Annotated in this window: 21 protein-coding genes; 6 read left to right on the top strand and 15 right to left on the bottom strand. The window is 72.1% G+C overall.

The features are described 5' to 3' along the window. Window positions 1-400: 400 nt before the first annotated feature. Both AC3EUJ_RS06765 and AC3EUJ_RS06760 read left to right on the top strand, forming a co-directional pair. Window positions 401-1,069 (top strand): aggregation-promoting factor C-terminal-like domain-containing protein, encoded by a 669-nt coding sequence (locus AC3EUJ_RS06765; protein WP_431960065.1) that lies wholly within the window; start codon window positions 401-403, stop codon window positions 1,067-1,069. Between the two features lie 111 nt (window positions 1,070-1,180). After that, window positions 1,181-2,500: an AI-2E family transporter gene (locus AC3EUJ_RS06760; protein WP_431960063.1), complete on the top strand. Its 1,320-nt coding sequence runs from the start codon at window positions 1,181-1,183 to the stop codon at window positions 2,498-2,500. 192 nt (window positions 2,501-2,692) lie between these two features. Here the strand turns inward: AC3EUJ_RS06760 and AC3EUJ_RS06755 are convergent, their stop codons facing one another. Beyond that, the gene (locus AC3EUJ_RS06755; RefSeq protein WP_431960062.1) at window positions 2,693-3,229 is read right to left on the bottom strand and encodes an alkyl hydroperoxide reductase; all 537 of its coding nucleotides are present in this window, start codon (window positions 3,227-3,229) and stop codon (window positions 2,693-2,695) included. Between the two features lie 2 nt (window positions 3,230-3,231). Beyond that, window positions 3,232-3,786 (bottom strand): peroxiredoxin, encoded by a 555-nt coding sequence (locus AC3EUJ_RS06750; RefSeq protein WP_431960061.1) that lies wholly within the window; start codon window positions 3,784-3,786, stop codon window positions 3,232-3,234. A 289-nt stretch (window positions 3,787-4,075) separates the two neighbouring features. On the opposite strand from AC3EUJ_RS06750, the gene AC3EUJ_RS06745 reads away from it, so the two are divergent. Continuing rightward, window positions 4,076-5,008, top strand: a complete 933-nt coding sequence (locus tag AC3EUJ_RS06745) for a LysR substrate-binding domain-containing protein (RefSeq protein ID WP_431960060.1) — start codon at window positions 4,076-4,078, stop codon at window positions 5,006-5,008. A gap of 39 nt (window positions 5,009-5,047) precedes the next feature. Here AC3EUJ_RS06745 and AC3EUJ_RS06740 read toward each other — a convergent pair whose 3' ends face one another. The 9 genes from AC3EUJ_RS06740 to AC3EUJ_RS06700 all read right to left on the bottom strand — a co-directional run bounded on the left by AC3EUJ_RS06740 (window position 5,048) and on the right by AC3EUJ_RS06700 (window position 17,965). After that, window positions 5,048-7,441, bottom strand: a complete 2,394-nt coding sequence (locus AC3EUJ_RS06740; protein WP_431960059.1) for an ABC transporter permease — start codon at window positions 7,439-7,441, stop codon at window positions 5,048-5,050. After that, the gene (locus tag AC3EUJ_RS06735) at window positions 7,438-8,103 is read right to left on the bottom strand and encodes an ABC transporter ATP-binding protein (RefSeq protein WP_431960243.1); all 666 of its coding nucleotides are present in this window, start codon (window positions 8,101-8,103) and stop codon (window positions 7,438-7,440) included. Before AC3EUJ_RS06735 ends, AC3EUJ_RS06740 begins: the two co-directional genes overlap by 4 nt. Before the next feature lie 17 nt (window positions 8,104-8,120). After that, entirely contained in the window at window positions 8,121-8,645 is a 525-nt protein-coding gene (locus AC3EUJ_RS06730; protein ID WP_431960057.1) for a PadR family transcriptional regulator, read from the bottom strand. 182 nt (window positions 8,646-8,827) lie between these two features. Next, window positions 8,828-10,276, bottom strand: a complete 1,449-nt coding sequence (locus AC3EUJ_RS06725) for a catalase (protein WP_431960056.1) — start codon at window positions 10,274-10,276, stop codon at window positions 8,828-8,830. A 163-nt stretch (window positions 10,277-10,439) separates the two neighbouring features. Next, on the bottom strand, window positions 10,440-13,031 hold the full coding sequence (locus AC3EUJ_RS06720) for a SpoIIE family protein phosphatase (protein WP_431960055.1): 2,592 nt from the start codon (window positions 13,029-13,031) through the stop codon (window positions 10,440-10,442). Window positions 13,032-13,090: 59 nt separating this feature from the next. Next, a complete protein-coding gene (locus AC3EUJ_RS06715) occupies window positions 13,091-13,774 on the bottom strand; it encodes a class I SAM-dependent DNA methyltransferase (protein ID WP_431960054.1) in 684 nt (227 codons plus the stop codon). Window positions 13,775-13,901: 127 nt separating this feature from the next. Beyond that, a complete protein-coding gene (gene fomD, locus AC3EUJ_RS06710; protein WP_431960052.1) occupies window positions 13,902-14,585 on the bottom strand; it encodes a cytidylyl-2-hydroxypropylphosphonate hydrolase in 684 nt (227 codons plus the stop codon). Between the two features lie 102 nt (window positions 14,586-14,687). Next, window positions 14,688-16,097 (bottom strand): class II fumarate hydratase, encoded by a 1,410-nt coding sequence (locus AC3EUJ_RS06705; RefSeq protein WP_431960051.1) that lies wholly within the window; start codon window positions 16,095-16,097, stop codon window positions 14,688-14,690. A gap of 185 nt (window positions 16,098-16,282) precedes the next feature. Beyond that, window positions 16,283-17,965: a fumarate hydratase gene (locus AC3EUJ_RS06700; RefSeq protein ID WP_431960050.1), complete on the bottom strand. Its 1,683-nt coding sequence runs from the start codon at window positions 17,963-17,965 to the stop codon at window positions 16,283-16,285. Window positions 17,966-18,095: 130 nt separating this feature from the next. Here AC3EUJ_RS06700 and AC3EUJ_RS06695 point away from each other — a divergent pair, with 130 nt between their 5' ends. Together AC3EUJ_RS06695 and AC3EUJ_RS06690 are read left to right on the top strand one after the other, a co-directional pair. Then, a complete protein-coding gene (locus tag AC3EUJ_RS06695; protein ID WP_431960049.1) occupies window positions 18,096-18,773 on the top strand; it encodes a DUF1707 SHOCT-like domain-containing protein in 678 nt (225 codons plus the stop codon). Between the two features lie 276 nt (window positions 18,774-19,049). Beyond that, entirely contained in the window at window positions 19,050-19,403 is a 354-nt protein-coding gene (locus AC3EUJ_RS06690; protein WP_018561404.1) for a WhiB family transcriptional regulator, read from the top strand. Window positions 19,404-19,486: 83 nt separating this feature from the next. Here the strand turns inward: AC3EUJ_RS06690 and glpX are convergent, their stop codons facing one another. After that, window positions 19,487-20,530 carry a class II fructose-bisphosphatase gene (gene glpX, locus AC3EUJ_RS06685; protein ID WP_431960048.1) on the bottom strand — a complete coding sequence of 348 codons (1,044 nt, stop codon included), beginning with the start codon at window positions 20,528-20,530 and terminating at the stop codon, window positions 19,487-19,489. Between the two features lie 162 nt (window positions 20,531-20,692). On the opposite strand from glpX, the gene AC3EUJ_RS06680 reads away from it, so the two are divergent. Further along, window positions 20,693-21,229: a DUF4245 domain-containing protein gene (locus tag AC3EUJ_RS06680; RefSeq protein WP_431960047.1), complete on the top strand. Its 537-nt coding sequence runs from the start codon at window positions 20,693-20,695 to the stop codon at window positions 21,227-21,229. A 59-nt stretch (window positions 21,230-21,288) separates the two neighbouring features. On the opposite strand, the gene AC3EUJ_RS06675 is transcribed toward AC3EUJ_RS06680, so the two are convergent. The 3 genes from AC3EUJ_RS06675 to xseA all read right to left on the bottom strand — a co-directional run bounded on the left by AC3EUJ_RS06675 (window position 21,289) and on the right by xseA (window position 23,543). Further along, a complete protein-coding gene (locus AC3EUJ_RS06675) occupies window positions 21,289-21,882 on the bottom strand; it encodes a malonic semialdehyde reductase (RefSeq protein ID WP_431960046.1) in 594 nt (197 codons plus the stop codon). 140 nt (window positions 21,883-22,022) lie between these two features. Continuing rightward, window positions 22,023-22,259, bottom strand: a complete 237-nt coding sequence (locus tag AC3EUJ_RS06670) for an exodeoxyribonuclease VII small subunit (RefSeq protein ID WP_431960045.1) — start codon at window positions 22,257-22,259, stop codon at window positions 22,023-22,025. A gap of 75 nt (window positions 22,260-22,334) precedes the next feature. Beyond that, entirely contained in the window at window positions 22,335-23,543 is a 1,209-nt protein-coding gene (gene xseA / locus AC3EUJ_RS06665; protein WP_431960044.1) for an exodeoxyribonuclease VII large subunit, read from the bottom strand. Window positions 23,544-23,621 lie beyond the last annotated feature (78 nt).

The following is a 23,621-nucleotide window of genomic DNA, read 5'->3' as shown; positions in this document are numbered from 1 at the left end:
CAGGCGAGTTCGACGCTCCGCTAGGCTGCTGCGCCGCAAGGGCGCAGCAGCCTAGCGCTGGGTGCGGAGGCTACGGATGCGTAACGGAAATTTCCGTGGCCCACGCGGCGTGTGAGCTTTGACACGCAACTGGGAATTGCGTTGACGCGTCTGCCTGCGGCAGGCTGTCGGTTCTGTCAGGCCCCCGCCCTCGGCACAGCCGTACCCGCAAACGTACGGAACCTCAGAACTGAACAGCGTTCGCCGTGGGCCGCCCGAGCTGAATCAGCGGACTCCCCGCCCCGTCGGGGGGAGCCCCACCGGGCCAGTGCTTCTGTGACCGGTGCAGTAGGAAGCCTGTGCGAAGGGGCACGATCGCGTCCGCGAGGTCACCAAGCGGGCGACGCTGGAAGGAAACCGTGTGAGCCGGATCTCGGTCCGGGGATTCGCGGTGGCTTCGGCCACTGCGGTCACCACTGTGGGCGCCGTCGTCGGTGTCGCCTCCGGCAGCGAGGGTGCCGTACAGCCCGTCGCCGCCGCCGATGCGACCACCGTCCTCGCGGACATACCCGCTGGACAGCAGGTTCAGCAGGCTTCCCTGACGCAGCAGGTGCAGGCGCAGTCCGACGCCGCCGACGCCAGCGCCAAGAAGGCCGCGGAGGAGGCAGCCCGCAAGCAGGCCGCCAAGGACGCCTCTGCCCGCAAGAAGGCGGAGGAGAAGGCCGAGGCGGATCGCAAGGCCGAGGCCGCCTCCCGTGCCGCCGAGCGCGCCGCGCTGGTCGTGAAGGCCTCGTACACCGTGGCCGAAGTACAGGCGATGGCGCAGGGGATCATCGGTGACGCCTCGCAGTACCAGTGCTTCTCCAACATCGTGACCCGTGAGAGCGGCTGGAACTACACCGCGACGAACGCCTCTTCCGGCGCCTACGGCCTCGTCCAGGCCCTGCCCGGCTCCAAGATGGCCACCGCGGGCGCCGACTGGCGCACCAACCCCGGCACCCAGATCAAGTGGGGCCTCAACTACATGAACAGCCGGTACGGCAGCCCCTGCGGTGCCTGGTCGTTCTGGCAGGCCAACCACTGGTACTAGGCCGCCTCTCCACGAAACGCCGACGAGCCCCCGACCCCTTGAGGGATCGGGGGCTTGTTGCGCGTACGGTGGTGCGGACGGACAGGCGGGGGGCGGGGGACAGGGGAAGAGATGTCGGAGAAGCGCCAATGGGGCTCCGGGCTGGCGGCGGAGCTGGCCAAGCTCGCCGGGAGGCTGGAGGAGCAGCGCCGGGCCGCGGCCGTGGCCGCCCGCGAGGAGGCCCGCCGGCAGGAGGAGCAGGCCGCGCGCCGGCACGTGCCGCGCGCCTCCGGCCCCGGTGACCCGGTCGCCCAGGTGCCGTGGAGCATGCGGGTGGCGGCCGAACTCGGCTGGCGGCTGCTGGTCCTGGCCGGCACCGTCTGGGTGCTGATGCGGGTGATCGGCACCATACAGCTGGTCGTCCTCGCCTTCGTCGCCGCGCTCCTGATCACCGCGCTGCTGCAGCCCTTTGTGGGCCGGCTGAAGCGGATGGGGGTGCCGCGCGGTTTCGCCACGGCCATCGTCTTCATCGGCGGCTTCGTGATGATGGGCCTGGTCGGCTGGTTCGTGGTCTGGCAGGTCATGGAGAACGTCGACAACCTCTCCAACAGCCTCCAGGACGGCATCGCCGAACTGAAGCGCTGGCTGCTCAACAGCCCGTTCCACGTGACCGAGGACCAGATCAACCAGATCGCCAAGAACCTCCAGGACGCGATCGGCACCAACTCCAAGGCGCTGACCGACGCCGGGCTGCAGGGCGTCACCGTCGTCGTGGAGATGCTCACCGGCATCCTGCTGGCGATGTTCAGCACGCTGTTCCTGCTCTACGACGGCCGGAACATCTGGAACTGGTGCCTCAAGCTCTTCCCCGTGGCCGCCCGTGACGGTCTCGGCGGCGCCGGGCCGCGGGCCTGGCGCACGCTCACCCTCTATGTGCGCGGCACGGTGATAGTGGCCCTGATCGACGCGATCTTCATCGGCATCGGCATCTTCTTCCTCGGTGTGCCGATGGCGGTGCCGCTGGCCGTCATCATCTTCCTCGCCGCGTTCGTGCCGCTGGTCGGCGCGGTCGCGTCGGGCGCCATCGCGATGGTGGTGGCGCTGGTGACGGAGGGTCCGTTCACGGCGCTGATGGTGCTGGTGGTCGTCCTGCTGGTGCAGCAGATCGAGGGCCACATCCTGCAGCCGTTCATCCTGGGCCGGGCGGTGCGGGTGCATCCGCTCGGGGTGATCCTGTCGGTGGCGGCGGGTTCGCTCATCGCCGGCATCGGCGGGGCGGTGGTGGCCGTGCCGCTGGTCGCGGTGACCAACACCGTCGTCGGCTACCTGCGCGCCCACGCGCGGGAGTCGGCGATGGCCGACGAGCCCCCGCCGCACGGCGCGACGGCCGCCGAGGTGGCGCCGGTCGGTGCGCCGGGGCTCGTGGACGCCACGCCGGAGGAGACGGCCTGACACCGGCCGGTCCGAACGCCCGAACCCGCGGCCGCCCTCCCCGGAGGGCGGCCGCGGCGCGTCCGGCGGGCGGGCGTCACGCCCTCGGGCTGTCGTCGGGTCACCGCGCACCGGGCGGCCCGGGGCGGGCGGCCGCGGGACAGCCGAAGGGCCCGGCCCCCGCAAGGGTGGCCGGGCCCGGATGAGCACACGTCAGGCGCCGGCGAGGACCGCCTCGGCGTCCAGGGTCGCCGCGACCGCCTGCACGACGGCGGCGATCTTGAAGGCCTCCTGGACCGTCTCGCGCTCGACGCCCGCCTTGCGCAGCACCTGCTCGTGCGAGTCGAGGCAGGTACCGCAGCCGTTGATCGCCGAGACCGCCAGCGACCAGAGCTCGAAGTCGGTCTTCTCGACGCCCGGGTTGCCGATGACGTTCATCCGCAGGCCGGCCCGCAGGTTGCCGTACTCCGGGTCCGACAGCAGGTGCCGGGTCCGGTAGTAGACGTTGTTCATCGCCATGATGGCGGCGGCGGCCTTGGCGGCCTGGTACGCCTCCGGCGAGAGGTTCTCCCGGGCCTCGGGCTCCAGCGCGCGCAGCACGACGGCCGAGCGCGAGGCGATGGCGGTCGCCAGCACCGTCCCCCACAGCTGCTGCCGGGGGAGCTCGGAGTTGCCGGTCACGGAGCCCAGGTTGAGCTTGAGGTCCTTGGCGTAGTCCGGCAGCGCGGACTTCAGCTCATCGAGCGCCACGGTCACTCACCGGCCAGGAGCTTGACGACGTCGAGGGTCTCGTCGCCCTTCTTCCAGTTGCAGGGGCACAGCTCGTCCGTCTGCAGCGCGTCGAGGACCCGCAGGACCTCCTTGGGGTTACGGCCGACGGAGCCGGCGGTCACCATGACGAACTGGATCTCGTTGTTCGGGTCGACGATGAAGGTGGCGCGCTGGGCGACGCCGTCCTCGCCGAGGATGCCGAGGTCGGTGCACAGCTCGCGCTTGATGTCCGACAGCATCGGGAAGGGCAGGTCACGCAGGTCGTCGTGGTCCTTGCGCCAGGCGTGGTGCACGAACTCGGAGTCGACGGAGAAGCCGAGGATCTGCGCGTCACGGTCGGCGAACTCGTCGTTCAGCTTGCCGAACGCCGCGATCTCCGTCGGGCAGACGAAGGTGAAGTCCTTCGGCCACGCGAAGTACACCTTCCACTTGCCCTCGTACGACTTGTGGTCGATCTGGGTGAAGGCCTTCTCGGGGTCGAGGTCCACACAGGCGGTCAGTTCGAACGTGGGGAACTTGTCACCGACGGTGAGCACGCGCACTCCTAGTCAGGGTCGGGACCCGGGCGCGGGGTGGCCGCAGCGGTCCCTCAATGGGTCCCGATCACCCTGCCATGAGCCCATTGATCAGTGAAATCGCCCCAGCGGGTCGCATTGATCGGAACCACTTATCGTCGAGTTGTCGTCGAATGAGGTCGGGCGACCCGCTGCGCAGAGTGACCGGCACCACAGAGGCGGGCGAGCCGCCCTCGGGGCCGACGTCATTGATCGCGCCCGCAACTAGACTGGAGATCGTTGATCGGAGGCGGTTATCAGTAGTCAGCGCGTGAGCCAGCGCCTGCCCAGTCTGTCCCAGTTGCGGGCCTTCGCGGCCGTCGCCGAGCACCTGCACTTCAGGGACGCGGCCGCGGCGATCGGCACGAGCCAGCCCGCGCTGTCCGGGGCGGTCGCCGCGCTGGAGGAGGCGCTCGGGGTGGTGCTCGTGGAGCGCACGACCCGCAAGGTGCTGCTGACCCCGGCGGGCGAGCGCGTCGCGGTCCGGGCCCGGGCGGTGCTGGGGGCGGTCGGCGACCTGCTCGAGGAGGCGGAGGCGGCGCGCGCGCCCTTCACCGGGGTGCTGCGGCTCGGGGTGATCCCGACGGTCGCGCCCTATCTGCTGCCGACCGTGCTGCGGCTGGTCCACGACACATACCCGGAACTCGACCTCCAGGTGCACGAGGAGCAGACGTCCTCGCTGCTGGACGGCCTCGCGGCGGGCCGGCTGGACCTGCTGCTGCTCGCCGTCCCCCTGGGTGTCGCCTCCGTCGCCGAACTGCCGCTCTTCGACGAGGACTTCGTCCTGGTCACCCCGCGCGACCACTGGCTGGCCGGACGCATGGACATTCCCCGCGAGGCCTTGCGGCAGCTGGACCTGCTGCTGCTGGAGGAGGGGCACTGCCTGCGCGACCAGGCGCTGGACGTCTGCCGGGAGGCGGGCCGCACCGAGGGGGCGACCGCCACCACGACCGCGGCGGGACTGTCCACGCTGGTGCAGCTGGTGGCCGGCGGGCTCGGGGTGACGCTGCTGCCGCGGACGGCGGTCCCGGTGGAGACCGGACGCAGCGCGGACCTCGCCACGGGGTTCTTCGCCCACCCGGCGCCCTCGCGGCGGATCGCACTGGCGATGCGCGCGGGCACCGCGCGCGCGGAGGAGTTCGAGACCTTCGCCTCCGCGCTGCGCGGTGCCCTGAAACCGCTGCCGGTACGGTTCCCCCGCTGACGGCCGCTGACGGCCGCTGACGGTCGCGGCCGTCCCCGGTCACTCCGTCCGCAGGCCGTCCGGTCGCATCATCCGCCACAGCGGCGGCAGGGTCAGGGCCGTGACCACCAGGACCACCCCGGCGCCCACCCCGCTCATGGTGCCCAGGCTCGCCCAGTCGATGTGGAACGGGGTACGCACCATCTTCAGAAGGGCCGCGCCCAGGCCGACACCGCCGACGACGGCGAGCGCGAGCCCCAGGGCGACCGGGAGCGCCGTCTGCCAGAGCACCGACAGGCCGAGCACGGAGCGCCGGGTGCCGAAGGCGACCAGGACGGCCAGCAGCCGCCGTCGCTCGCGCAGTTGCTCCAGCGTGGAGACGAGCAGGCTCGCACCGATCAGGGCCAGGGTGGCGGTGGCGCCGATGAGCAGGCCGCGCCGGATCGTGCCGAAGTAAGGGTCCTCGCGGGTCGCCTCGAGCTGGTAGATGTCGCCGAACGGATCGACGCGCACGGACGTGTTGCGGGCCTGCTCGACGGCGTCCGGCGATCCGGGGTCGGTCCGCAGCATGACCCGCACGGAGGGCGTACCCAGCAGCGTCACGTCCAGGGCGCGGGGAGTGGCCAGCACACCCCACTGCTTGTCGCCGTCCGGCGCGATGCGGGGCGTCACCTTTTCGGCGTCGGCCGGGACGGTCCACAACCGCGGGGTGCCGACGTAGGAGTCGCCCGACGGCGCGTTGAGGTCGATCTTCCCGCCCGGCCGGGCGACGCTCTCGACGTCGCCGTAGCCGTACGCGTCGTCGGCGAGGAACACGTCGCCGTCCGCGCAGTCGCGGCCCACCGTGATCACTTCGCGCAGCGTGGCGCAGTCGGCCACCAAGACCGGCACGGTACTGAGGTCGTCGACGGACCTGGTGGAGGCGTCGGCCTGCGCGGCGGAGGAGGAGACCAGGCCGAGCGCCGCACGGACCCCGGGGGTCGCGGCGAAGGCCTGCTCGACCCTGCGCGCGTCGGCCCCGCTGCGGACCTCCGCGTCGGCGACCATCTGGGCCCGGCGCGGGTCCTTGCCGGTGGAGCTGACGTAGTCGCCCTGCACCCCGGTGAAGAGCATCTGCAGGGCGATCGCGCCGGCCACGGCGACCGTGACCCCGCTGACCATCCGCGCCGCGGCGCTGCTGTTGAGCTGGATCCGGCGGGTGGCCAGCTGCCAGGGCAGCGGACCGCCCCGGAAGCGGCCGACCACCGCCTCCACCAGCCAGGGCAGCACGGCCGTGAGTCCGACGAGGAGCAGCACGGTGCCGCCGGCCACCTGGTAGGAGTTGACCTCCGACCGCTTGTCGACGGCTCCGAACAGCGGGACCAGCAGGCCGAGTCCGGCCAGCGGGATCAGCAGCCGCCACCACAGGCGCCGCTTGCGCGGTACGGCGTTGCGCACGACACCGAGCGGCTCCACGGCGATTCCGCGCATCGCCAGCAGCGTGACCGCGACCGCCGCCCCCGGGACGCCCACCGCCACCAGGGCGGCGAGCCCGGCACCCGGGGTGATGTCGGAGGGGAAGACCGTGAGGTCGTACATCGTCACGTCGTCCGCGAACCGCCGGACGAACAGGAAGAGCCCGGTGCCCACCACGAGGCCGAGCAGTGAGCCGAACAGCGCCTCGCCCGCCGCGATCCGCCGTGTCATCCGGCTGTCCGCGCCGACCAGCCGCAGCGCGGCCAGCCGCCGGTCGCGGCGTTCGCCGCCGAAGCGGACGGCGGTGCCGATGAAGACCGCCACCGGCATCATCAGCACCACGACGATGATGAGCACCAGCACGGTCAGCACCCCGCCCAGCGGCTCCCCCTCGGCGGCCCCGCGGCCGAAGTACGGGATGCGGGTGGCGTTGCCCGAGGTGCCGTCCGCACTGCGGGCGACGAGCTTCGAGCTTCCCGCGTAGTAGGTCAGTTCACTCGGTCCCAGCAGGCCCTTGTCCCCGATGACGCCGGAGATCCGGTGGTCCAGGCGTTCCCGCAGCAGTTTGCTGCCGGGCTGTGCGAGGAGCTTCTTCAGCGCCGGGGAGACCACCATCTCGCCGGGCGCCGGCATCGCGTCGACGCCGGGCGGCAGCACGGGCCGGTCGCCGTCCGCCTTGAGCAGCAGGCCGCGGATGTCCTCGTCGTGGAAGGTGGTGTTCGCCTCCGCGTACAGCACCGTGCTCGCGGTCTGCTTCGGCGGCTCCTTGAACCAGCTGTAGTCCCGGTCGTACGCGCGGTCGTGGCGGGCGCTCAGCATGGCCGGCACGGCGGCCGCCACGAGCAGCAGCGCCACGCCGAGCCCCACGCCGACCGCGGTGAGCAGGGTGCGGGTCCAGCCCTCGCGGCCGCCGGTGGCCGCGAAGCGGACGCCGAGGCCGAGGTCGCGGACCCAGGTGGCGAGGGCGCCGCCGCCCGGGGCGCTGTCCGTGGTGCTCACGCGACGCGCTCCATGTCGCGGGACTTGCCGTCGCGGACGACGACCTCGCGGTCGGAGTAGGCGGCCACCCGCGCCTCGTGCGTGACGAGGACGACGGCGGCGTTGGTGTCACGGGCGGCGTCGGTCAGCATGCGCATCACGCGCTCGCCGTTCAGGGAGTCCAGGGCGCCGGTCGGCTCGTCGGCGAAGACCACCCGCGGGCCGGTCACCAGGGCCCGGGCCACGGCGACCCGCTGGCCCTGACCGCCGGAGATCTCACCGGGGCGCTTGCCCGCGAGGTCGTCGACCTCCAGCCGGGCCAGCCACTCCCCGGCCCGCGCCTCGGCCTCCTTGCGCCGGGTGCCGTTCAGCCGCAGCGGCAGCGCCACGTTCTCCACGCAGGTCAGCTCCGGGACGAGCTGGCCGAACTGGAAGACGAAGCCGAACTCGCCGCGGCGCAGCGCGCTGCGCTCGGCGTCGCTCATCGCGGTCAGGTCCCGTCCCCGGTACAGCACGCTGCCGGAGTCCGGCCGGACGATGCCGGCCAGGCAGTGCAGCAGCGTCGACTTGCCGGAGCCGGACGGCCCCATGACGGCGACCACCTCCCCGGCGCGTATGCCGAAGTCCGCGCCGTCCAGCGCCGGGGTCGGGCCGTACGCCTTGTGCAGGTCGACGGCCTCCATCAGGTTCTCCGTGGTGCTCACTCGGCTACCTCCGCCGCGAGTAGGTCGAGACGGGCGGCGGTGAGCTCCAGCCACCGCAGGTCCGCCTCCAGGTGGAACAGGGCGTGGTCGCAGATGAGCTGATCCGCGAGGTCGCCGTGCCGTTTGCGTTCGGTCAGTTCCCGCATCAGCCGCAGGTGCTCGGACCGCTGGGTGTCGAGCAGGCCGGCGGCGCCGCGACCGGTCAGCAGCGCGAGGACGACCTTGGTGTAGAGGGTGTTCTGCAGGTAGGGCTCGGGCTTCTCCGGCTGTCCGAGCCACTTGTCGACGTCGGTGATACCGGCTTCGGTGATCGCGTACCGCTTGCGCTCCGGGCCGCCGCCGGGCTCGATGCCGTCGACCTCGACCAGTCCTTGCTTCAGCAGCCGCGCCATCGTCGAGTAGACCTGGCCGTAGTGCAGCGGGCGGTCATGACCGAACTTCTCGTCGAACGCCCGTTTTAGGTCGTATCCGTGTCGTGGGCCGGACTCCAGGAGTCCGAGCAGGGTGTGGCCGATACTCATGACCGAGGACTCTACACCATGCGTATACCTGTGGTGTATAGATCTTGTGCATAGTGACGAGCCGGTGATCTGACACCCTTCTGACCGGCCCTTTCCCGGTTCCGGACCGGCCGGCGCGATGCAGCCCCGGGGCACGGACGGACATCACGTGCACCGGGGCTGCGGCCGTGGGGAGGTGCGGCCTACAGGCCGTTGACGTTGGCGGCGATACGGTCGCCGACCTCCTTGTCGATGTTGCGCCAGTACTCGACCGCGCGGGCCAGGACGGGGGCGCTGACGCCGTTCTTCAGGTGGCCCGACACGTTGGAGACCAGCCGGTCGCGGGCGGCGCCGTCCAGGACCTGGCGGACCATCGTCCCGGCCTGGCCGAAGTCGTCGTCCTCGCGGTGCAGCTTGTACGGCTCGTGCACCATGGAGCCCGCCACCTCCCAGCCGGCCGGGTCGCCGAAGCGCCGGATGTCGGCCTCGGGCCCGCCGAAGGAGTTCGGCGCGTACGGCGCTGCGGTGCGCGACGGCTCGTAGCGCATGGGGCCGTCCTTGGCGTACGAGCGCACCTCGGTGTGGGCCCGGTTCGGCGGCAGCTGCGCGTAGTTGGGGCCGATCCGGTAGCGGTGGGTGTCGGCGTATGAGAAGAGCCGGCCGAGGAGCATCTTGTCCGGGGAGGGGCCGATGCCGGGCACCATGTTGCTGGGCTCGAAGGCGGCCTGCTCGATGTGGATGAAGTAGTCCTCGGGGTTCTTGTTCAGGGTCATCCGGCCGACCTCGATCAGCGGGTAGTCGCCGTGCGGCCACACCTTGGTGAGGTCGAAGGGGTTGAACCGGTAGTCGGCCGCGTCGTCGAACGGCATGATCTGCATGTAGAGCGTCCACGAGGGGTGTTCGCCGCGCTCGATGGCCTGGTACAGGTCACGGCGGTGCAGATCGCCGTCGGCGCCGGCGTAGTGGTCGGCCTCCTCCTGGGTGAGGAAGTCGATCCCCTGGTCGGTCTTGAAGTGGTATTTGACCCAGAACCGCTCGCCGCCGCCGTTGACCCACATGTAGGTGTGCGAGCTGTAGCCGTTCATATGGCGGTACGACTTGGGCACGCCACGGTCGCCCATCAGCCAGGTGACCATGTGCGCCGACTCGGGGGAGAGCGTCCAGAAATCCCACTGCATGTTGTTGTCACGCAGCGAGCTGTCACGGCGGCGCTTCTGGCTGCGGATGAAGTCCTGGAACTTCATCGGGTCGCGCACGAAGAAGACCGGTGTGTTGTTGCCGACCATGTCGTAGTTGCCGTACTCGGTGTAGAACTTCAGGGCGAACCCGCGCGGGTCGCGCCAGGTGTCGGGGCTGCCCAGCTCGCCGGCGACCGTCGAGAAGCGGGCCAGCATCTCCGTGCGGCGTCCCGGCTGGAAGAGGTCGGCCTTGGTGAACTGGCTGACGTCGTTCGTCACCTCGAAGACGCCGTACGCGCCCGAACCCTTGGCGTGCACCACGCGCTCCGGGACCCGTTCGCGGTTGAACTGCGCCATCTTCTCGATCAGGTAGTGGTCCTGGAGGAGGATGGGGCCGTCCGAGCCCACCGTGAGCGAGTGCGCGTCGCTCTCCACCGGGATCCCGGCGTTGTTGGTGGTGTAGGGGGTGCTCATGTGAGTGTGTCCTCCCGTCGATCTTCGGAAGAGTCCGTCGGGGGCTCCTGGTCGCTAACGACCACACAAACACTGAATCACCGGCTCGGCACGCCGGACAACGACTTCACGCCATGGTTTCTGGACGATGTCCAAGAATGAAACGTGTACGGATACGGAGTGTCTACCGGTCGGCACCGCCCGGAATGCCCATCTCGAACCAGACCACCTTCCCGGCGCTCAGCCGGGTCGCCCCCCAGCGCTGCGCCATCCGGTTGACGAGGTACAGCCCGCGCCCGCCCTCGTCCTGCGGCTGCGCGTGGCGCATCCGCGGCAGCGTCGGGGCGTCGTCGCCCACTTCGCAGCGCAGCACGTCGGTGCGGAGCAGCCGCAGCGTGATGGGACGTTCGGCGTACCGCACCGCATTGGTGACGACCTCGCTGACCAGCAACTCGGTCGCCTCCGCCAGCGGCTCCAGGTCCCAGCGGCCGAGTGCCTGGCGCACCAGGCGCCGGGCCCGGCCGGCCGTCTGCGCCCGCGGCTCGAGGAACCAGTAGGCGACGTCGCGCGGCGCGATGCCGTCGAAGCGGGCGGCCAGCAGCGCGATGTCGTCGTCCCGGTCGCCCGGGCCGACGATCTCCAGCACCTCGTCGCACAGCGGCTCCAGCGGCGGCGGGCACAGCAGAGCCGACGCCGTGTGCAGCCGCTCGCGCAGCATCTCGATGCCGCCCCACACGTCACGGGTGCGGGACTCCACCAGGCCGTCGGTGTAGAGCAGCAGCGTCGCCCCGGCCGGGGCGGGCAGCTCGACCGCCTCGAAGGGCACCCCGCCCACGCCGATCGGCGCGCCGGGCGGCACGCGCAGCACCTCGGCCCGACCGCCGGCGTGCAGCAGCACCGGCGGCGGATGGCCGGCGTTGGCGATCGTCACCCGGTGCGCTATCGGGTCGTAGACCGCGTAGATGCAGGTGGCCATGCGGTCCTGGCCGAGCCGCTGGGCCTGCTCGTCCAGGTGGTAGAGCACCTCCTGCGGCGACAGGTCCAGGCCCGCCAGGGTCTGCACGGTCGTCCGCAGCTGGCCCATGATCGCCGCCGAGGTCATGGAGTGGCCCATGACGTCGCCGACCACCAGCGCCACCCGGCTGCCGGGCAGCGGGATCGCGTCGTACCAGTCGCCGCCGACCCGGGCCGACTCGGCGGCCGGCAGGTAGCGGCTGGCCAGCCGGACCCCGGTGGGCTCCGGCAGGGAGTCCGGCAGCATCTCGCGCTGCAGGGAGTCGGCGATGGACGCCTCGCGGTCGTAGAGCACCGCCTTGTCCACGCCGAGCGCGGTGTGGGTCGCCAGCTGGGCCGCGATCAGCAGGTCGTCCGGGTCGAAGGGGGCGCGCTCGGGACGGCGCAGCAGCACGGTCGCGCCGATCACCCGGCGGCGGCCGCGCAGTGGTGCCAGGATCGCCCGGCGTCCGGTCGGCAGGTCTAACGTCTCGCCGAACTCCGCCTGCCGGCAGCCCCCGACCAGCTCGTGGAGGGCCGCCGTGGCCTGCGCGTTGTCGGAGAACACCGGGCGCACCCCGCGCAGCACCTCGGCCAGCGGGCCGTCCATGGGCACGGTCACGACCTCGGCGGCCGCCCCGTACGCGCCCTCCGTGGACGGGACGACCGGCATCAGCAGGCCCTCGACCGGCTCCGGCGCGTTCTCGTCCGGCACCCGGTCGGTGCGGCGCAGCCGCAGGACCAGCGGGCCGGAGGGACGCTCGTCGCCGACCGGCAGCGGGTCGCGCAGGTAGACCAGGATCGCGTCGGCGAAGGCGGGCACCGCGGAGCGGCACAGGCCCAGCACGATCTCGTCCAGGTCCAGGCCGCGGGCGATGCGGCGGGTGGCCGCGCCGACGTAGCGCAGGCGCTCGGCCTCCGCCTGCCCCGCGCGGCCGCGGTTCTGCGGGCCGATCTTCTTCAGCGGCTGGCCGCCGGTGGAGTCGTCGTCGACGGGGTGCCCGCCCGCGTGGCCCCCGCGGCCGCCCTGGCGGCCCGTCGCGCGGGACGTGGGCAGGGTCGTGTCGGGAGTCCGCTGCCGGGTGCGCGGCTCGCCGCTCTCCGGCTGTGCGGGGCCGGGAACGCCCGGGGCGCCCGGGGTCCCGCCGCCCGAGGTGGCTCGGCGGCCGGGTTCCACAGGGGCCGCCATGGCGGTGGCGGCCCGCCGGTCCCGGTCCGCGGAGCGGTTCCAGGACTGCCCGGCCGCCGGGGCGCCGCCGGCGGCTTCCGGGGTGCGCAGCCGTACGGTCTGCCGTCCGCGGCCGCCGTCCGCGGGCGCGGCGGTCATGTGCTGGACGGCGGCGACCCCCTCGGCGGCGACCACCCGGGCGGCCTGACGGTCCCGTACCTCCGCGGACTGCCGCGCGGCGCGTCCGCCGCGCGCACGCCGGCCGCCGCGGCCGGGCTTGGCGGGGGCGGGGGCCGACGCGGGGGGATCGGACGGGGTCTGACGCTGCGCCGGTGGCGTGGCCGTCCCGCCGGGCTCGCCGGCCGCCGCGCCGCGCTTGGCGCCGCCGCCACGGCGGCCCCGGCGCGGGCGGTCGCCCGCCGCGGACGGGGCCGGGGACCGCCCGGGGGCCTGCGCCGCTGGCGTGGACGTGCCCGGCTCGCCGCCCGGCGCGGGCTCCGCGGGCAGCCGGAAGCCGGCCCGTGGATCCGGGGCCGGTTCGGTGTCGCCCGGACGTGCCGGGCCGGCCGCTGTCGCCTGGACAGCGGCCTGCTCAGAAATGCGCTCCGTGCTCACGCTGGTCGTTCCATCCGGTCGGGTGCGTCACATGCCGGGCACGTGACGGGGCGGCCGCGTCAGGCGGGTCGTCGGCAGTGCAGGAAGAGCTGCTCCTCCGGCGGCACTTCGGTGGTGTGCGGCGCGTACGCGTACGAATCCTCCTCAAGGACCATGAATCCCGCGTCGGCCACCACCTGGCGCAATTCGCCCCGTAGATAACCCGATACCCGGATGGTGTGACCAAGGAACGGAATCCCGAAGTCATCCACGTCGGCTTCCACCATCGAAAGGGTGAACATTCCGCCCGGGAGGAGCAGGTCGTGGACGCTGCGCAGGGCCGGCGGGATCTCCGCCCGAGGCAGCATCAGCAGTGAGAAGAAGGCCACGACGGCGTCGAAGCGGCCCAGGTCCCCCGGCCCGCCGGGTCCGAGGCGGCCGCCGGCCCGCAGGTCGGCGACGTCGGCCTGGAGGAAGGTTGCCCGGGGCACGTGCCGGCGGGCGAGCGAGAGCATCCCCGCGGAGAGGTCCACACCCGTCACCTCGTGCCCGGCCTCGACCAGCTGACGGGCGGTCGGCAGCCCCGTGCCGCAGCCGAGGTCCAGGACGCGGGAGCCCGCCGGGAGCTGCGCCAGGAGCCACTCGCCCGCGATGACCTGACCCTCCTTGTGTGGGAAGGCCTCGTCGTAGCGGTCACCTATGGCGTCGAACCCCTCGGCCTGGCCGGTGCGGTCCAGCTGTATGTCCTCGTAGCCGACTCCCACAGCCCGGGCCTCCCGTATGACCTTGGTGACATAGCGTCAAACTCTAGTGTGAGCCTGTGTTCTGTGCAGCACTATGGGCCACGATCTTACGATTGGGGCAGGGGTCCCCGGCAAGCCGCTCACGCGGTCACCTTGCCGGACGATCCCAGTCAACCGGAAGGGCCGGTACCGGCCACGCCGGATTCGGACGCCAGTGCTCCCAGCCGTCCCGGAAGGGATGCCCCCAGGCGCCGATCACCCCGACCGCGCGGCGGCCGGCCTCCCGCACCCGCTCCGCCGTCGCCGCCGTCATCAGGCCGGCGGTCTGGGCCTGCGCGAACTCGTCCTCGTCCCGCCACCGCCAGCCGCGGTCGGGGGTGACGTGGATGTCCAGGAAGTGGTCCTCCGAGTCGACCCCGCCCGACCAGCGGTGCCGCGGCTCCTCGAGGTTCACGTACCAGTTCTTGAAGCGCCAGCCCTGCTCCCAGAACAGCCACACCGACCAGGGCTCGTCCGGGCGGGCCAGCTTCAGCACGCCCGCACCCCACCAGCGGTCGACGGACGTCGTGCGGGGCTTGAGATAGCGGGTCTCCAGCGGCTCGTGGTGGATCGGCGAGCCGTCGGCCAGGACCGGCTTGACGCACTCGGTGCCCGGCGCCATCCACACGGCCAGCAACTCGGGGTCGTCGCGCACCACCGTCACCGGCCGGCAGATGTGCACCGCGGCGCTGCCGTTGCCGCGGTAGCGCCACAGCACCTGCTCGCCGGGGGCCCAGTGGTCCGCGCCGCCGTCCTGGCCCGCCCCCGGGGGAAGAAGGATGTCCGCTGTCATGAACGGATCTTACGGACCCCGTGTTACGGAGGCGTCACCCTTGAGCCGAGCGTTCGTCACGCCGGGCACCGGGACGGCCGGGACGGCGGCCGCGGCGTGCCGTCAGGGCCGGGTCATCCGCAGCACGTCCAGCGCCTCGTCAAGCTGCTCCAGGGTGAGCAGCCCGCGCTCGACGTAGCCGGAGTCCAGCACCACCTCGCGGATGGTCCTGCGCTCGGCCAGCGACCGCTTGGCGACCTTGGCCGCCTCCTCGTAGCCGATGTACTTGTTGAGCGGGGTCACGACCGACGGCGAGGACTCCGCGTACTCACGGGCGCGCTCCACGTTCGCCGTGATCCCGTCGACCGTGCGGTCCGCCAGCAGCCGGGAGACGTTGGCGAGCAGCCGGACCGACTCCAGGACGTTCCTGGCGATCACCGGGAGCATCACGTTCAGCTCGAAGTTGCCCGCGGCGCCGGCCGTCGTGATCGTCAGGTCGTTCCCGATGACCTGCGCGGCCACCATCAGCACCGCCTCGGGGATCACGGGGTTCACCTTGCCCGGCATGATCGACGAACCGGGCTGCAGGTCCGGCAGGGCGATCTCGGCGAGACCGGTGCGCGGGCCGGAGCCCATCCAGCGCAGATCATTGGCGATCTTGGTCAGGCCCACCGCGATCGTGCGCAGCTGCCCGGAGGTCTCCACGACGCCGTCACGGGCGCCCTGCGCCTCGAAGTGGTCCCGGGCCTCGGTCAGCGGCAGCCCGGTCGTCCGCGCCACCTCGGCGATCACCGCCGCCGAGAAGCCGGGCGGGGTGTTGATCCCCGTGCCGACCGCGGTGCCGCCCAGCGGCAACTCCGCCAGCCGCGGCAGCGAGGCCCGCAGCCGCTCCACCCCGTACCGGACCTGGGCCGCGTAGCCGCCGAACTCCTGGCCCAGGGTCACCGGCGTGGCGTCCATCAGATGCGTACGGCCGGACTTCACGACGTCCGCGAACTGCGCGGCCTTGCGCTCCAGCGACGCCGCCAGGTGCTCCAGCGCCGGGATCAGGTCGCCGGTCACCGCGGCCGTCGCGGCGATGTGCAGGGAGGAGGGGAAGACGTCATTGGAGGACTGGCTGGCGTTGACGTGGTCGTTGGGGTGCACGTCGCGACCGAGCCGCTCGCTCGCCAGCGTCGCGATGACCTCGTTGGTGTTCATGTTGGACGAGGTGCCGGACCCGGTCTGGAAGACGTCGATCGGGAAGTGCGCGTCCCAGCGCCCCTCGGCCACCTCGGCGGCGGCCTCCTGGACCGCCTCCGCCACGTCCTTGTCCAGGACGCCCAGCTCCGCGTTGACCTTGGCCGCGGCCGCCTTGATCCGGGCCAGCGCCTCGATGTGCGCGCGCTCCAGCCCGCGTCCGCTGATGGGGAAGTTCTCCACCGCGCGCTGGGTCTGCGCGCGCCACTTGGCGTGGGCCGGGACGCGCACCTCGCCCATCGAGTCGTGCTCGGTGCGGTACTCGCGCTGCTCCCCTGCGTCCTGCTCGGGCATGGCCGGAACCCCTTCCATCGCGGACATCGTCGGGCGTACCGGGTACTTCCCAGTAGAACCCCTCGCTAGGACAGTGGCGCGGCACGTTTCATTCCCCGGGAGCAGCCCCCGGAAGCGGCCCGCACGGACCGGGGAAACGGGACGGCCCGGCACCGCGCAAGCGGTGCCGGGCCGTCCCGGACGGGTCACGCCCCCGGGCGCACCGGGATGCTGGTGAACGTCGGGGCGGGCGCCGGGTCGCTGAAGAAGTCGTTGCCCTTGTCGTCGACGACGATGAAGGCCGGGAAGTCCTCGACCTCGATCCTCCAGACCGCCTCCATGCCGAGCTCGGCGTACTCGACGACCTCGACCTTCTTGATGCAGTCCTGGGCCAGGCGCGCCGCCGGGCCGCCGATCGAGCCGAGGTAGAAGCCGCCGTGCGCGGCGCACGCGTCGGTGACCTGCTTGGAGCGGTTGCCCTTGGCGAGCATCACCTTGGAACCGCCCGCGGCCTGGAACTGCTCGACGTAGGAGTCCATGCGGCCGGCCGTGGTCGGGCCGAAGGAGCCGGAGGCGTAGCCCTCGGGGGTCTTGGCCGGGCCCGCGTAGTAGACCGGGTGGTCGCGCAGGTACTGCGGCATCTCCTCGCCCGCGTCCAGCCGCTCCTTGATCTTCGCGTGCGCGATGTCGCGGGCGACGACCAGCGGGCCGGTCAGCGACAGCCGGGTCCTGACCGGGTACTTGGACAGCTCCGCCAGCACCTCGTCCATCGGGCGGTTGAGGTCGACGCGCACGACGTCCTCGTCCGACAGGTGCTCGTCGGTGGTCTCCGGCAGGTACTTGGCCGGGTCGGTCTCCAGTTGCTCCAGGAAGACGCCCTCGGCGGTGATCTTCGCTACGGCCTGGCGGTCGGCGGAGCAGGACACGGCGATGGCGACCGGCAGGGAGGCGCCGTGCCGGGGCAGCCGCACCACGCGCACGTCGTGGCAGAAGTACTTGCCGCCGAACTGCGCGCCGATGCCGATCTTCTGCGTCAGCTCGAAGACCTTCTCCTCCAGCTCCTTGTCCCGGAAGCCGTGACCGGCCGGGGAGCCCTCGGCCGGCAGCTCGTCCAGGTAGTGCGCGGAGGCGTACTTGGCGGTCTTCAGCGCGAACTCGGCGGAGGTGCCGCCGACCACGATCGCCAGGTGGTAGGGCGGGCAGGCGGCGGTGCCGAGTGAACGGATCTTCTCCTCCAGGAACTTCATCATGGAGGCCTCGTTCAGGACCGCCTTGGTCTCCTGGTAGAGGAAGGACTTGTTGGCCGAGCCGCCGCCCTTGGCCATGAACAGGAACTTGTAGGCGCCGCCGTCGGTCGCGTACAGCTCGATCTGCGCGGGAAGGTTGGAACCGGTGTTCTTCTCCTCCCACATGGTCAGCGGGGCCATCTGGGAGTAGCGCAGGTTGAGCTTGGTGTACGCGTCGAAGACGCCGTGCGACAGGGCCGCCTCGTCGCCGCCCTCGGTCAGCACGTTCTGGCCGCGCTTGCCCATCACGATCGCGGTGCCCGTGTCCTGGCACATCGGCAGGACGCCGGCCGCGGCGATGTTGGCGTTCTTCAGCAGGTCCAGCGCGACGAAGCGGTCGTTGGGGGACGCCTGCGGGTCGTCCAGGATCCGGCGCAGCTGGGCGAGGTGCGCGGGACGCAGGTAGTGGGAGATGTCGTGCATCGCCTCGGCGGCGAGCCTGCGCAGCGCCTCCGGCTCCACCTTGAGGAAGGTCCGGCCGTCGGCCTCGAAGGTGCTGACGCCCTCGGAGGTGACCAGGCGGTACGGAGTGGTGTCCTCACCGAGGGGGAGCAAGTCGGTATAGGCGAACTCCGGGCCGGTCGGGTGGGAGGAAGGGGGCATTTGTGGACATCCTCACTGGCGCTGCGTCATAGAAGCCCACCAAGCGTAGAACGTTCGCGGGCTGCCGGATGTGTGAGGTGACCCTCACCGGGCCTAGTCGCGATCTATCGCGTTTGTGTACGGTAGTCGGGTGGATGAGTCGTCGCTCCAGAAGCGTGAACAGCACCCGGTGCGCCCCGTGGCCGAAGCCGATATCCGCGCGTCCGACGCGGACCGCGACCGGGTGGCCGACATCCTTCGCGATGCCCTCGCGGAGGGCCGCCTGACCGCCGAGGAGCACTCCGAGCGGCTCGACGGGGTGTACGCGGCCAAGACCGTCGGCGAACTGGAGCCTTATGTGCGCGACCTCCCCGCGGGACGCACCGCGAGCGCCCCCGCGCCGTCGCCGGGGGCGCACCACTGGGTGCCCGACGGGTCCGGGGAGAACCCCAACCTGATCGGCATCCTCGGCGGCGCCGAACGCAAGGGACGCTGGCGGGCCGGCTCGAAGATCAACGCCGTCGCCATCATGGGCGGCGTCGTCATCGACCTCACCGAGGCCACCTTCACCAGCCCCGAACTCGTCATCAACTGCACCGCCATCATGGGCGGCATCGAGATCAAGGTCCCCGAGAACGTCACCCTCCGCGGCGGCGGCGTCGTGGGCATCATGGGCGGCTCCGACGTGAAGGCGTACGAGGCGCCCGACCCGGGCGCCCCCGTCATCAAGGTGCAGGGCTTCGCCTTCTGGGGTGGCGTCGAGGCCAAGCCGCGCCGCGGCAAGCGCGTGAAGAAGAAGGGACTCGGCCCCGCCGAGCTCGACGGCTGACCGCGTCCCCGGGCCCGGCGCACGCCGGCCGGGCCGCCGCCGTGTCGTTCCCGAAGGCCAACTGGCGTGCCGCGCACGGGGGTCGGCGGTACACATCACCGGGCCGGCGTGCGGCGCGCGCCCGGCACCGTGCGCATGAACCCGCGCACAGCGGGTAGGGCAAGGAGACACGTCGCTCGCCGTAGCACTCCTCACGCCGACAGACCCGTGGAGACGCACAGGCGCCACAGCGACGGGCAAGGGTGACACCAGCCGAGCCGTCGTCAGGAGTATCCCGTGCTTCAACCGATCGAGCCCCCGGCAGCCTCCAGGTCCTCCCTGAGTCACCCCCGGGACCTGGGCGGCCCATGGCACTCGGAGGCGGCGTGCCGCAGTGACGAGGCGGGTCTGTTCTTCGCGCCGTCGAAGGAGCCGACCGCGGCGCGACTGTCCCGGGAGGAGGCCGCCAAGCGGGTCTGCGCGCGCTGCCCGGTGATGCTGGAGTGCCGCGAACACGCGCTGCTCCAGCCCGAGCCGTACGGCGTGTGGGGCGGGATGACCGCCGCGGAGCGCCGGGTCGTCCTGGCCCGGCGGCGCCGCCGGGAGGCGGAACTGCAGCGCCCCGGGACGCGGATAGCCGCGGCGGGCTGAACGACCGGAAGAACCCGGGACCCCGCCGTCACGGCGGGGTCCCGGGTTCTCGTGGGCCGGTACGCGGCGGCTGCCGCGGCGACTCAGCGCGCGCGGTCGAAGTCGATGGTGCTGTAGGCGCGCAGCTTGGACAGCCGGTGCGTGGAGTCGATCTGGCGGATCGTGCCGGACTTGGAGCGCATGACCAGCGACTGGGTGATCGCGGTCTCGGCGCGGTAGCGCACTCCGCGCAGCAGCTCGCCGTCGGTGATGCCGGTGGCGACGAAGAAGACGTTGTCCCCCTGGACCAGATCGTCGGTGTGCAGGATGCGTTCCAGGTCGTGGCCCGCGTCCAGGGCGCGCTGCTTCTCCGCCTCGTCCTTGGGCCAGAGCCTGCCCTGGATGGTGCCGCCCAGGCACTTGATCGCGCAGGCCGCGATGATGCCTTCGGGCGTGCCGCCGACGCCCATCAGCATGTCGACGCCGGTGCCCTCGCGGACGGCCATGATCGCGCCGGCCACGTCGCCGTCGGAGATGAACTTGATCCGCGCGCCGGTCTCCCGGATCTCCTTGACGATGCCCTCGTGGCGCGGGCGGTCGAGGATGACGACCGTGACGTCCTCGGGGGTGCTGCCCTTCGCCTTGGCGACCCGGCGGATGTTCACCGAGGGCGGGGCGGTGATGTCGACGTAGTCGGCGGCCTCGGGGCCGGTGACCAGCTTGTCCATGTAGAAGACGGCCGACGGGTCGTACATCGCGCCGCGGTCGGCCGCGGCGAGCACCGCGATGGCGTTGGGCATGCCCTTGGCCGTCAGGGTCGTGCCGTCGATCGGGTCCACGGCGATGTCGCACTCCGCGCCGTGTCCGTCGCCGATGCGCTCTCCGTTGAAGAGCATCGGGGCCTCGTCCTTCTCCCCCTCGCCGATGACGACGACGCCGTTCATCGACACGGTGGAGACGAGGGTGCGCATGGCCTTGACGGCCGCGCCGTCCGCGCCGTTCTTGTCGCCGCGGCCGACCCAGCGGCCGGCCGCCATGGCGGCGGCCTCGGTCACCCGGACGAGTTCCAGGGCGAGGTTGCGGTCGGGGGCCTCGGGATCCACTTCGAGTTGCGGCGGCAGATTGTGGTGTTCGTGCTGCTCGGTCATCACAGCGCACCTTTCTGTACGAGGACGGCCGGGATAAGAGGGTGTTACGACCTTATCCGGACCCTGCCAGGATGAGCAGGGCACCCGTCACATGAGCGGATGTCCCGCCGGGTGCGACCCCGGGCGGCCGGACGGTCCGGGGCATGGTGGACCATAGGGGGCGTGGCTAAGAAGCGCGGCACGGAAACACTGCGGGACATGGTGCTCTCGATGGCGGCGATCGGCGTCGTCGCCGGAGGCATCTGGCTCTTCATCCCGCACGACGAGAACCACGACCCCGTCAAGGTGGTCGGCTACCGGGTCGAGCTCGACCAGGCACGGCGCGACGCCCCGTACCGGGTGGCGGCCCCGGAGGGGCTCGGCGAGGACTGGCGGGCGACCTCGGTGACGTACGAGTCCACCGACCCGAAGGCCGTCCGGTGGCACCTGGGCTTCGTCGACCCGAAGAACGAGTACGCGGCCGTGGAGCAGAGCAACGAGGCCGCGGAGAAGTTCGTCGCGGTCAAGAGCCACGAGGCGAGGCGGGTGGGCACCCGCACCGTCGACGGCGAGACCTGGCAGCGCTATGAGGGCCACAAGTACGACGCGCTGGTGCGCGAGGAGGGCGGGGTGACCACGATGGTCACCGGCACGGCCCCGATGGCCCGGCTCGCGGAACTGGCCGCGGCGCTCGAGGAGCGGGGCGGCCCGCAGGGCTGAAGCACGTCACCGCCGCCGGCCCGGGGCCGGCGGCGGTGACGTGGCGGTGGCGGTCGTCGTCAGACGGTGGTGACGACCTCGTCGTACGCCAGGCGCGGTCCGCGCTCGCGCCAGGCGTTCTCGCCCGGCCTGCCGATGTTGACCACGGCCAGCACCGAGTGCTCGCCGTCGCCGAAGAACTCCTTGTCGATGGCCTCGGCGTCGAAGCCGGTCATCGGGCCGGCGGCCAGGCCCGCGGCCCGCACGCCCAGGATGAAGTAGCCGACCTGGAGCGCGGCGTTGAAGGCCGCGGACGCCTCACGCACCGGACGCTCGCCGAAGAGCACCTCCTTGGCCTGCGGGAAGGCCGGGAACTGGGCCGGCAGCTCCTCGTGGAACTCGTTGTCGGCGGCCAGGATCGCGACCAGCGGCGCGGCGGCGGTCTTCGCCCGGTTGCCCTCGTTCATGTGGCCCACCAGGCGCTCACGGGCCTCGGGGGAGCGGACCAGCACGATGCGCAGCGGCTGCTGGTTGTAGGCGGTCGGGGCGTACTTGACCAGGTCGTACACGGCCTGGACCTGCTCGTCGGTCACCGGTTCGTCGGTGAAGGCGTTGGCGGTGCGCGCGTGGCGGAACAGGAGGTTCTGGGCGGCGGCGTCGAGCTGGAGGGTCATCGGTACCTCTGTGGGGATGCGGAACCGCGCCCTGGGGGAGGCGCGTCGGAACACTCCCCTGAGTATAGATGAATTTTCAACTAAACTTTCAACTACTACGCCGTGAGACGGCTCACGCCGCCCGCACCCGGCTCACCCCGTCACTCCTCCTCCGGGGCCTGCGGCCCCTCCCCGCCGCCGGACTCCTCCGCCAGGGCCGCGTCCAGCCGGGCGCGGGCGCCCTCCAGCCAGTCGCGGCACACCTTGGCGAGCTGCTCCCCCCGCTCCCACAGGGCGAGGGACTCCTCGAGTGTGGAGCCGCCGGCCTCCAGGCGGCGAACGACGTCGACGAGCTCGTCGCGGGCCTGCTCGTACCCCAGCGTGTCCTGATCTGCCATGGCACCAGCCTAGGGCCGCCCTCCGACACGGCGGCCGGGCGCGCGGCACCCGCTCCCGGGACCGGGCGCCGGCGGTCAGCGTGTGACGCGGACGGTGAACTCGCCCTCGGCCACCCGGGCGCGCAGCTTCTCCTCCGCGGCCACCTCGTCCGCGGCGCGCACGACCTGCCCGTCCTCGCGCTGCAGCACCGCGTACCCGCGCTGCAGCGTGGCGGCGGGGGAGAGCGCCACCACCCTCGCCCGGGTGTGCGCGAGCTCGTCGTCCGCCCGGTCCAGCCGGTGCCGCAGATGGCGGCGGGAGCGCTCCAGCAGCGCCGCGACCTGCTCGGCGCGCTCGTCCACCATCAGATGGGGCCGCGCCATGCACGGCCGGCTCACCGCGGCGGCCAGCCCCCGCTCCTCCCGGTCCAGCAGCCCCCGCATCACCCGCAGCGACCGCTGCCGCAACTGCTCGACCCGGGCCAGCTCCTCGCCCACGTCCGGGACGACGCGCTTGGCCGCGTCCGTCGGTGTCGAGGCGCGCAGATCGGCCACCAGGTCCAGCAGCGGGATGTCCGGCTCGTGCCCGATCGCCGACACCACGGGCGTACGGCACTGCGCGACCGTCCGCACCAGGCGCTCGTCCGAGAACGGCAGCAGGTCCTCCACGCTGCCGCCGCCCCGCGCCACGATGATCACGTCGACCTCGGGGTGGGCGTCCAGGCCGCGCACCGCCTCGATCACCTGCGGCACCGCGTACGCACCCTGGACGGGCACGTTGCGCACCTCGAAGCGGACCGCGGGCCAGCGCAGCCGCGCGTTCTCCAGCACGTCCCGCTCGGCGGCCGAGGCCCGGCCGCAGACCAGCCCGATCAGCTGCGGCAGGAACGGCAGCGGCCGCTTGCGTTCCAGCGCGAACAGGCCCTCGGCCGCCAGCCGCTTCCTCAGCTGCTCCAGTCGCAGCAGCAGGTCGCCGACGCCTATGGGACGGATCTCCGCCGCGCGCAACGAGAGCTGGCCGCGCGGCGCGTACCACTCCGGCTTGGCGTGCACCACGACCCGCGCGCCCTCGCCGACCGCCCCGTCGAAGGCGTCGAAGACCGCCCGGCGGCACGTGACGCTGAGCGAGATGTCGTGCGACGGATCGCGCAGCGTCAGGAACACCACGCCGGCGCCCGGGCGCCGTGACAACTGGGTGATCTGCCCCTCGACCCACACCGGGCCGAGCTTGTCGATCCAGCCGCCGATCAGCCGGGACACCTCGCCGACCGGGATCGGCGCCTCCGCGGACGTGTTCACAGCCATACGCCGAGACTAGCCCCCGCCACGGACAGTGACGCCTCTGCCGCCCGCCCCGAATGGCACGCCCCGCTGTCCCCCCGC

The organism is Actinacidiphila sp. bgisy160 (assembly GCF_057707815.1).
The sequence above is the reverse complement of the archived record's forward strand: the minus strand, read 5'-3'. Positions and strand labels throughout refer to the sequence as shown.

What these genes read in the sequence shown, in the direction of transcription:
- AC3EUJ_RS06760 (WP_431960063.1), top strand. Translation starts at nt 1,181, where the DNA reads ATGTCGGAGAAGCGCCAATGGGGCTCCGGGCTGGCGGCGGAGCTGGCC.
- AC3EUJ_RS06735 (WP_431960243.1), bottom strand. Translation starts at nt 8,103, where the DNA reads ATGGAGGCCGTCGACCTGCACAAGGCGTACGGCCCGACCCCGGCGCTG.
- AC3EUJ_RS06730 (WP_431960057.1), bottom strand. Translation starts at nt 8,645, where the DNA reads ATGAGTATCGGCCACACCCTGCTCGGACTCCTGGAGTCCGGCCCACGA.
- AC3EUJ_RS06725 (WP_431960056.1), bottom strand. Translation starts at nt 10,276, where the DNA reads ATGAGCACCCCCTACACCACCAACAACGCCGGGATCCCGGTGGAGAGC.
- fomD (WP_431960052.1), bottom strand. Translation starts at nt 14,585, where the DNA reads ATGACAGCGGACATCCTTCTTCCCCCGGGGGCGGGCCAGGACGGCGGC.
- AC3EUJ_RS06705 (WP_431960051.1), bottom strand. Translation starts at nt 16,097, where the DNA reads ATGCCCGAGCAGGACGCAGGGGAGCAGCGCGAGTACCGCACCGAGCAC.
- AC3EUJ_RS06700 (WP_431960050.1), bottom strand. Translation starts at nt 17,965, where the DNA reads ATGCCCCCTTCCTCCCACCCGACCGGCCCGGAGTTCGCCTATACCGAC.
- glpX (WP_431960048.1), bottom strand. Translation starts at nt 20,530, where the DNA reads ATGACCGAGCAGCACGAACACCACAATCTGCCGCCGCAACTCGAAGTG.
- AC3EUJ_RS06675 (WP_431960046.1), bottom strand. Translation starts at nt 21,882, where the DNA reads ATGACCCTCCAGCTCGACGCCGCCGCCCAGAACCTCCTGTTCCGCCAC.
- AC3EUJ_RS06670 (WP_431960045.1), bottom strand. Translation starts at nt 22,259, where the DNA reads ATGGCAGATCAGGACACGCTGGGGTACGAGCAGGCCCGCGACGAGCTC.
- xseA (WP_431960044.1), bottom strand. Translation starts at nt 23,543, where the DNA reads ATGGCTGTGAACACGTCCGCGGAGGCGCCGATCCCGGTCGGCGAGGTG.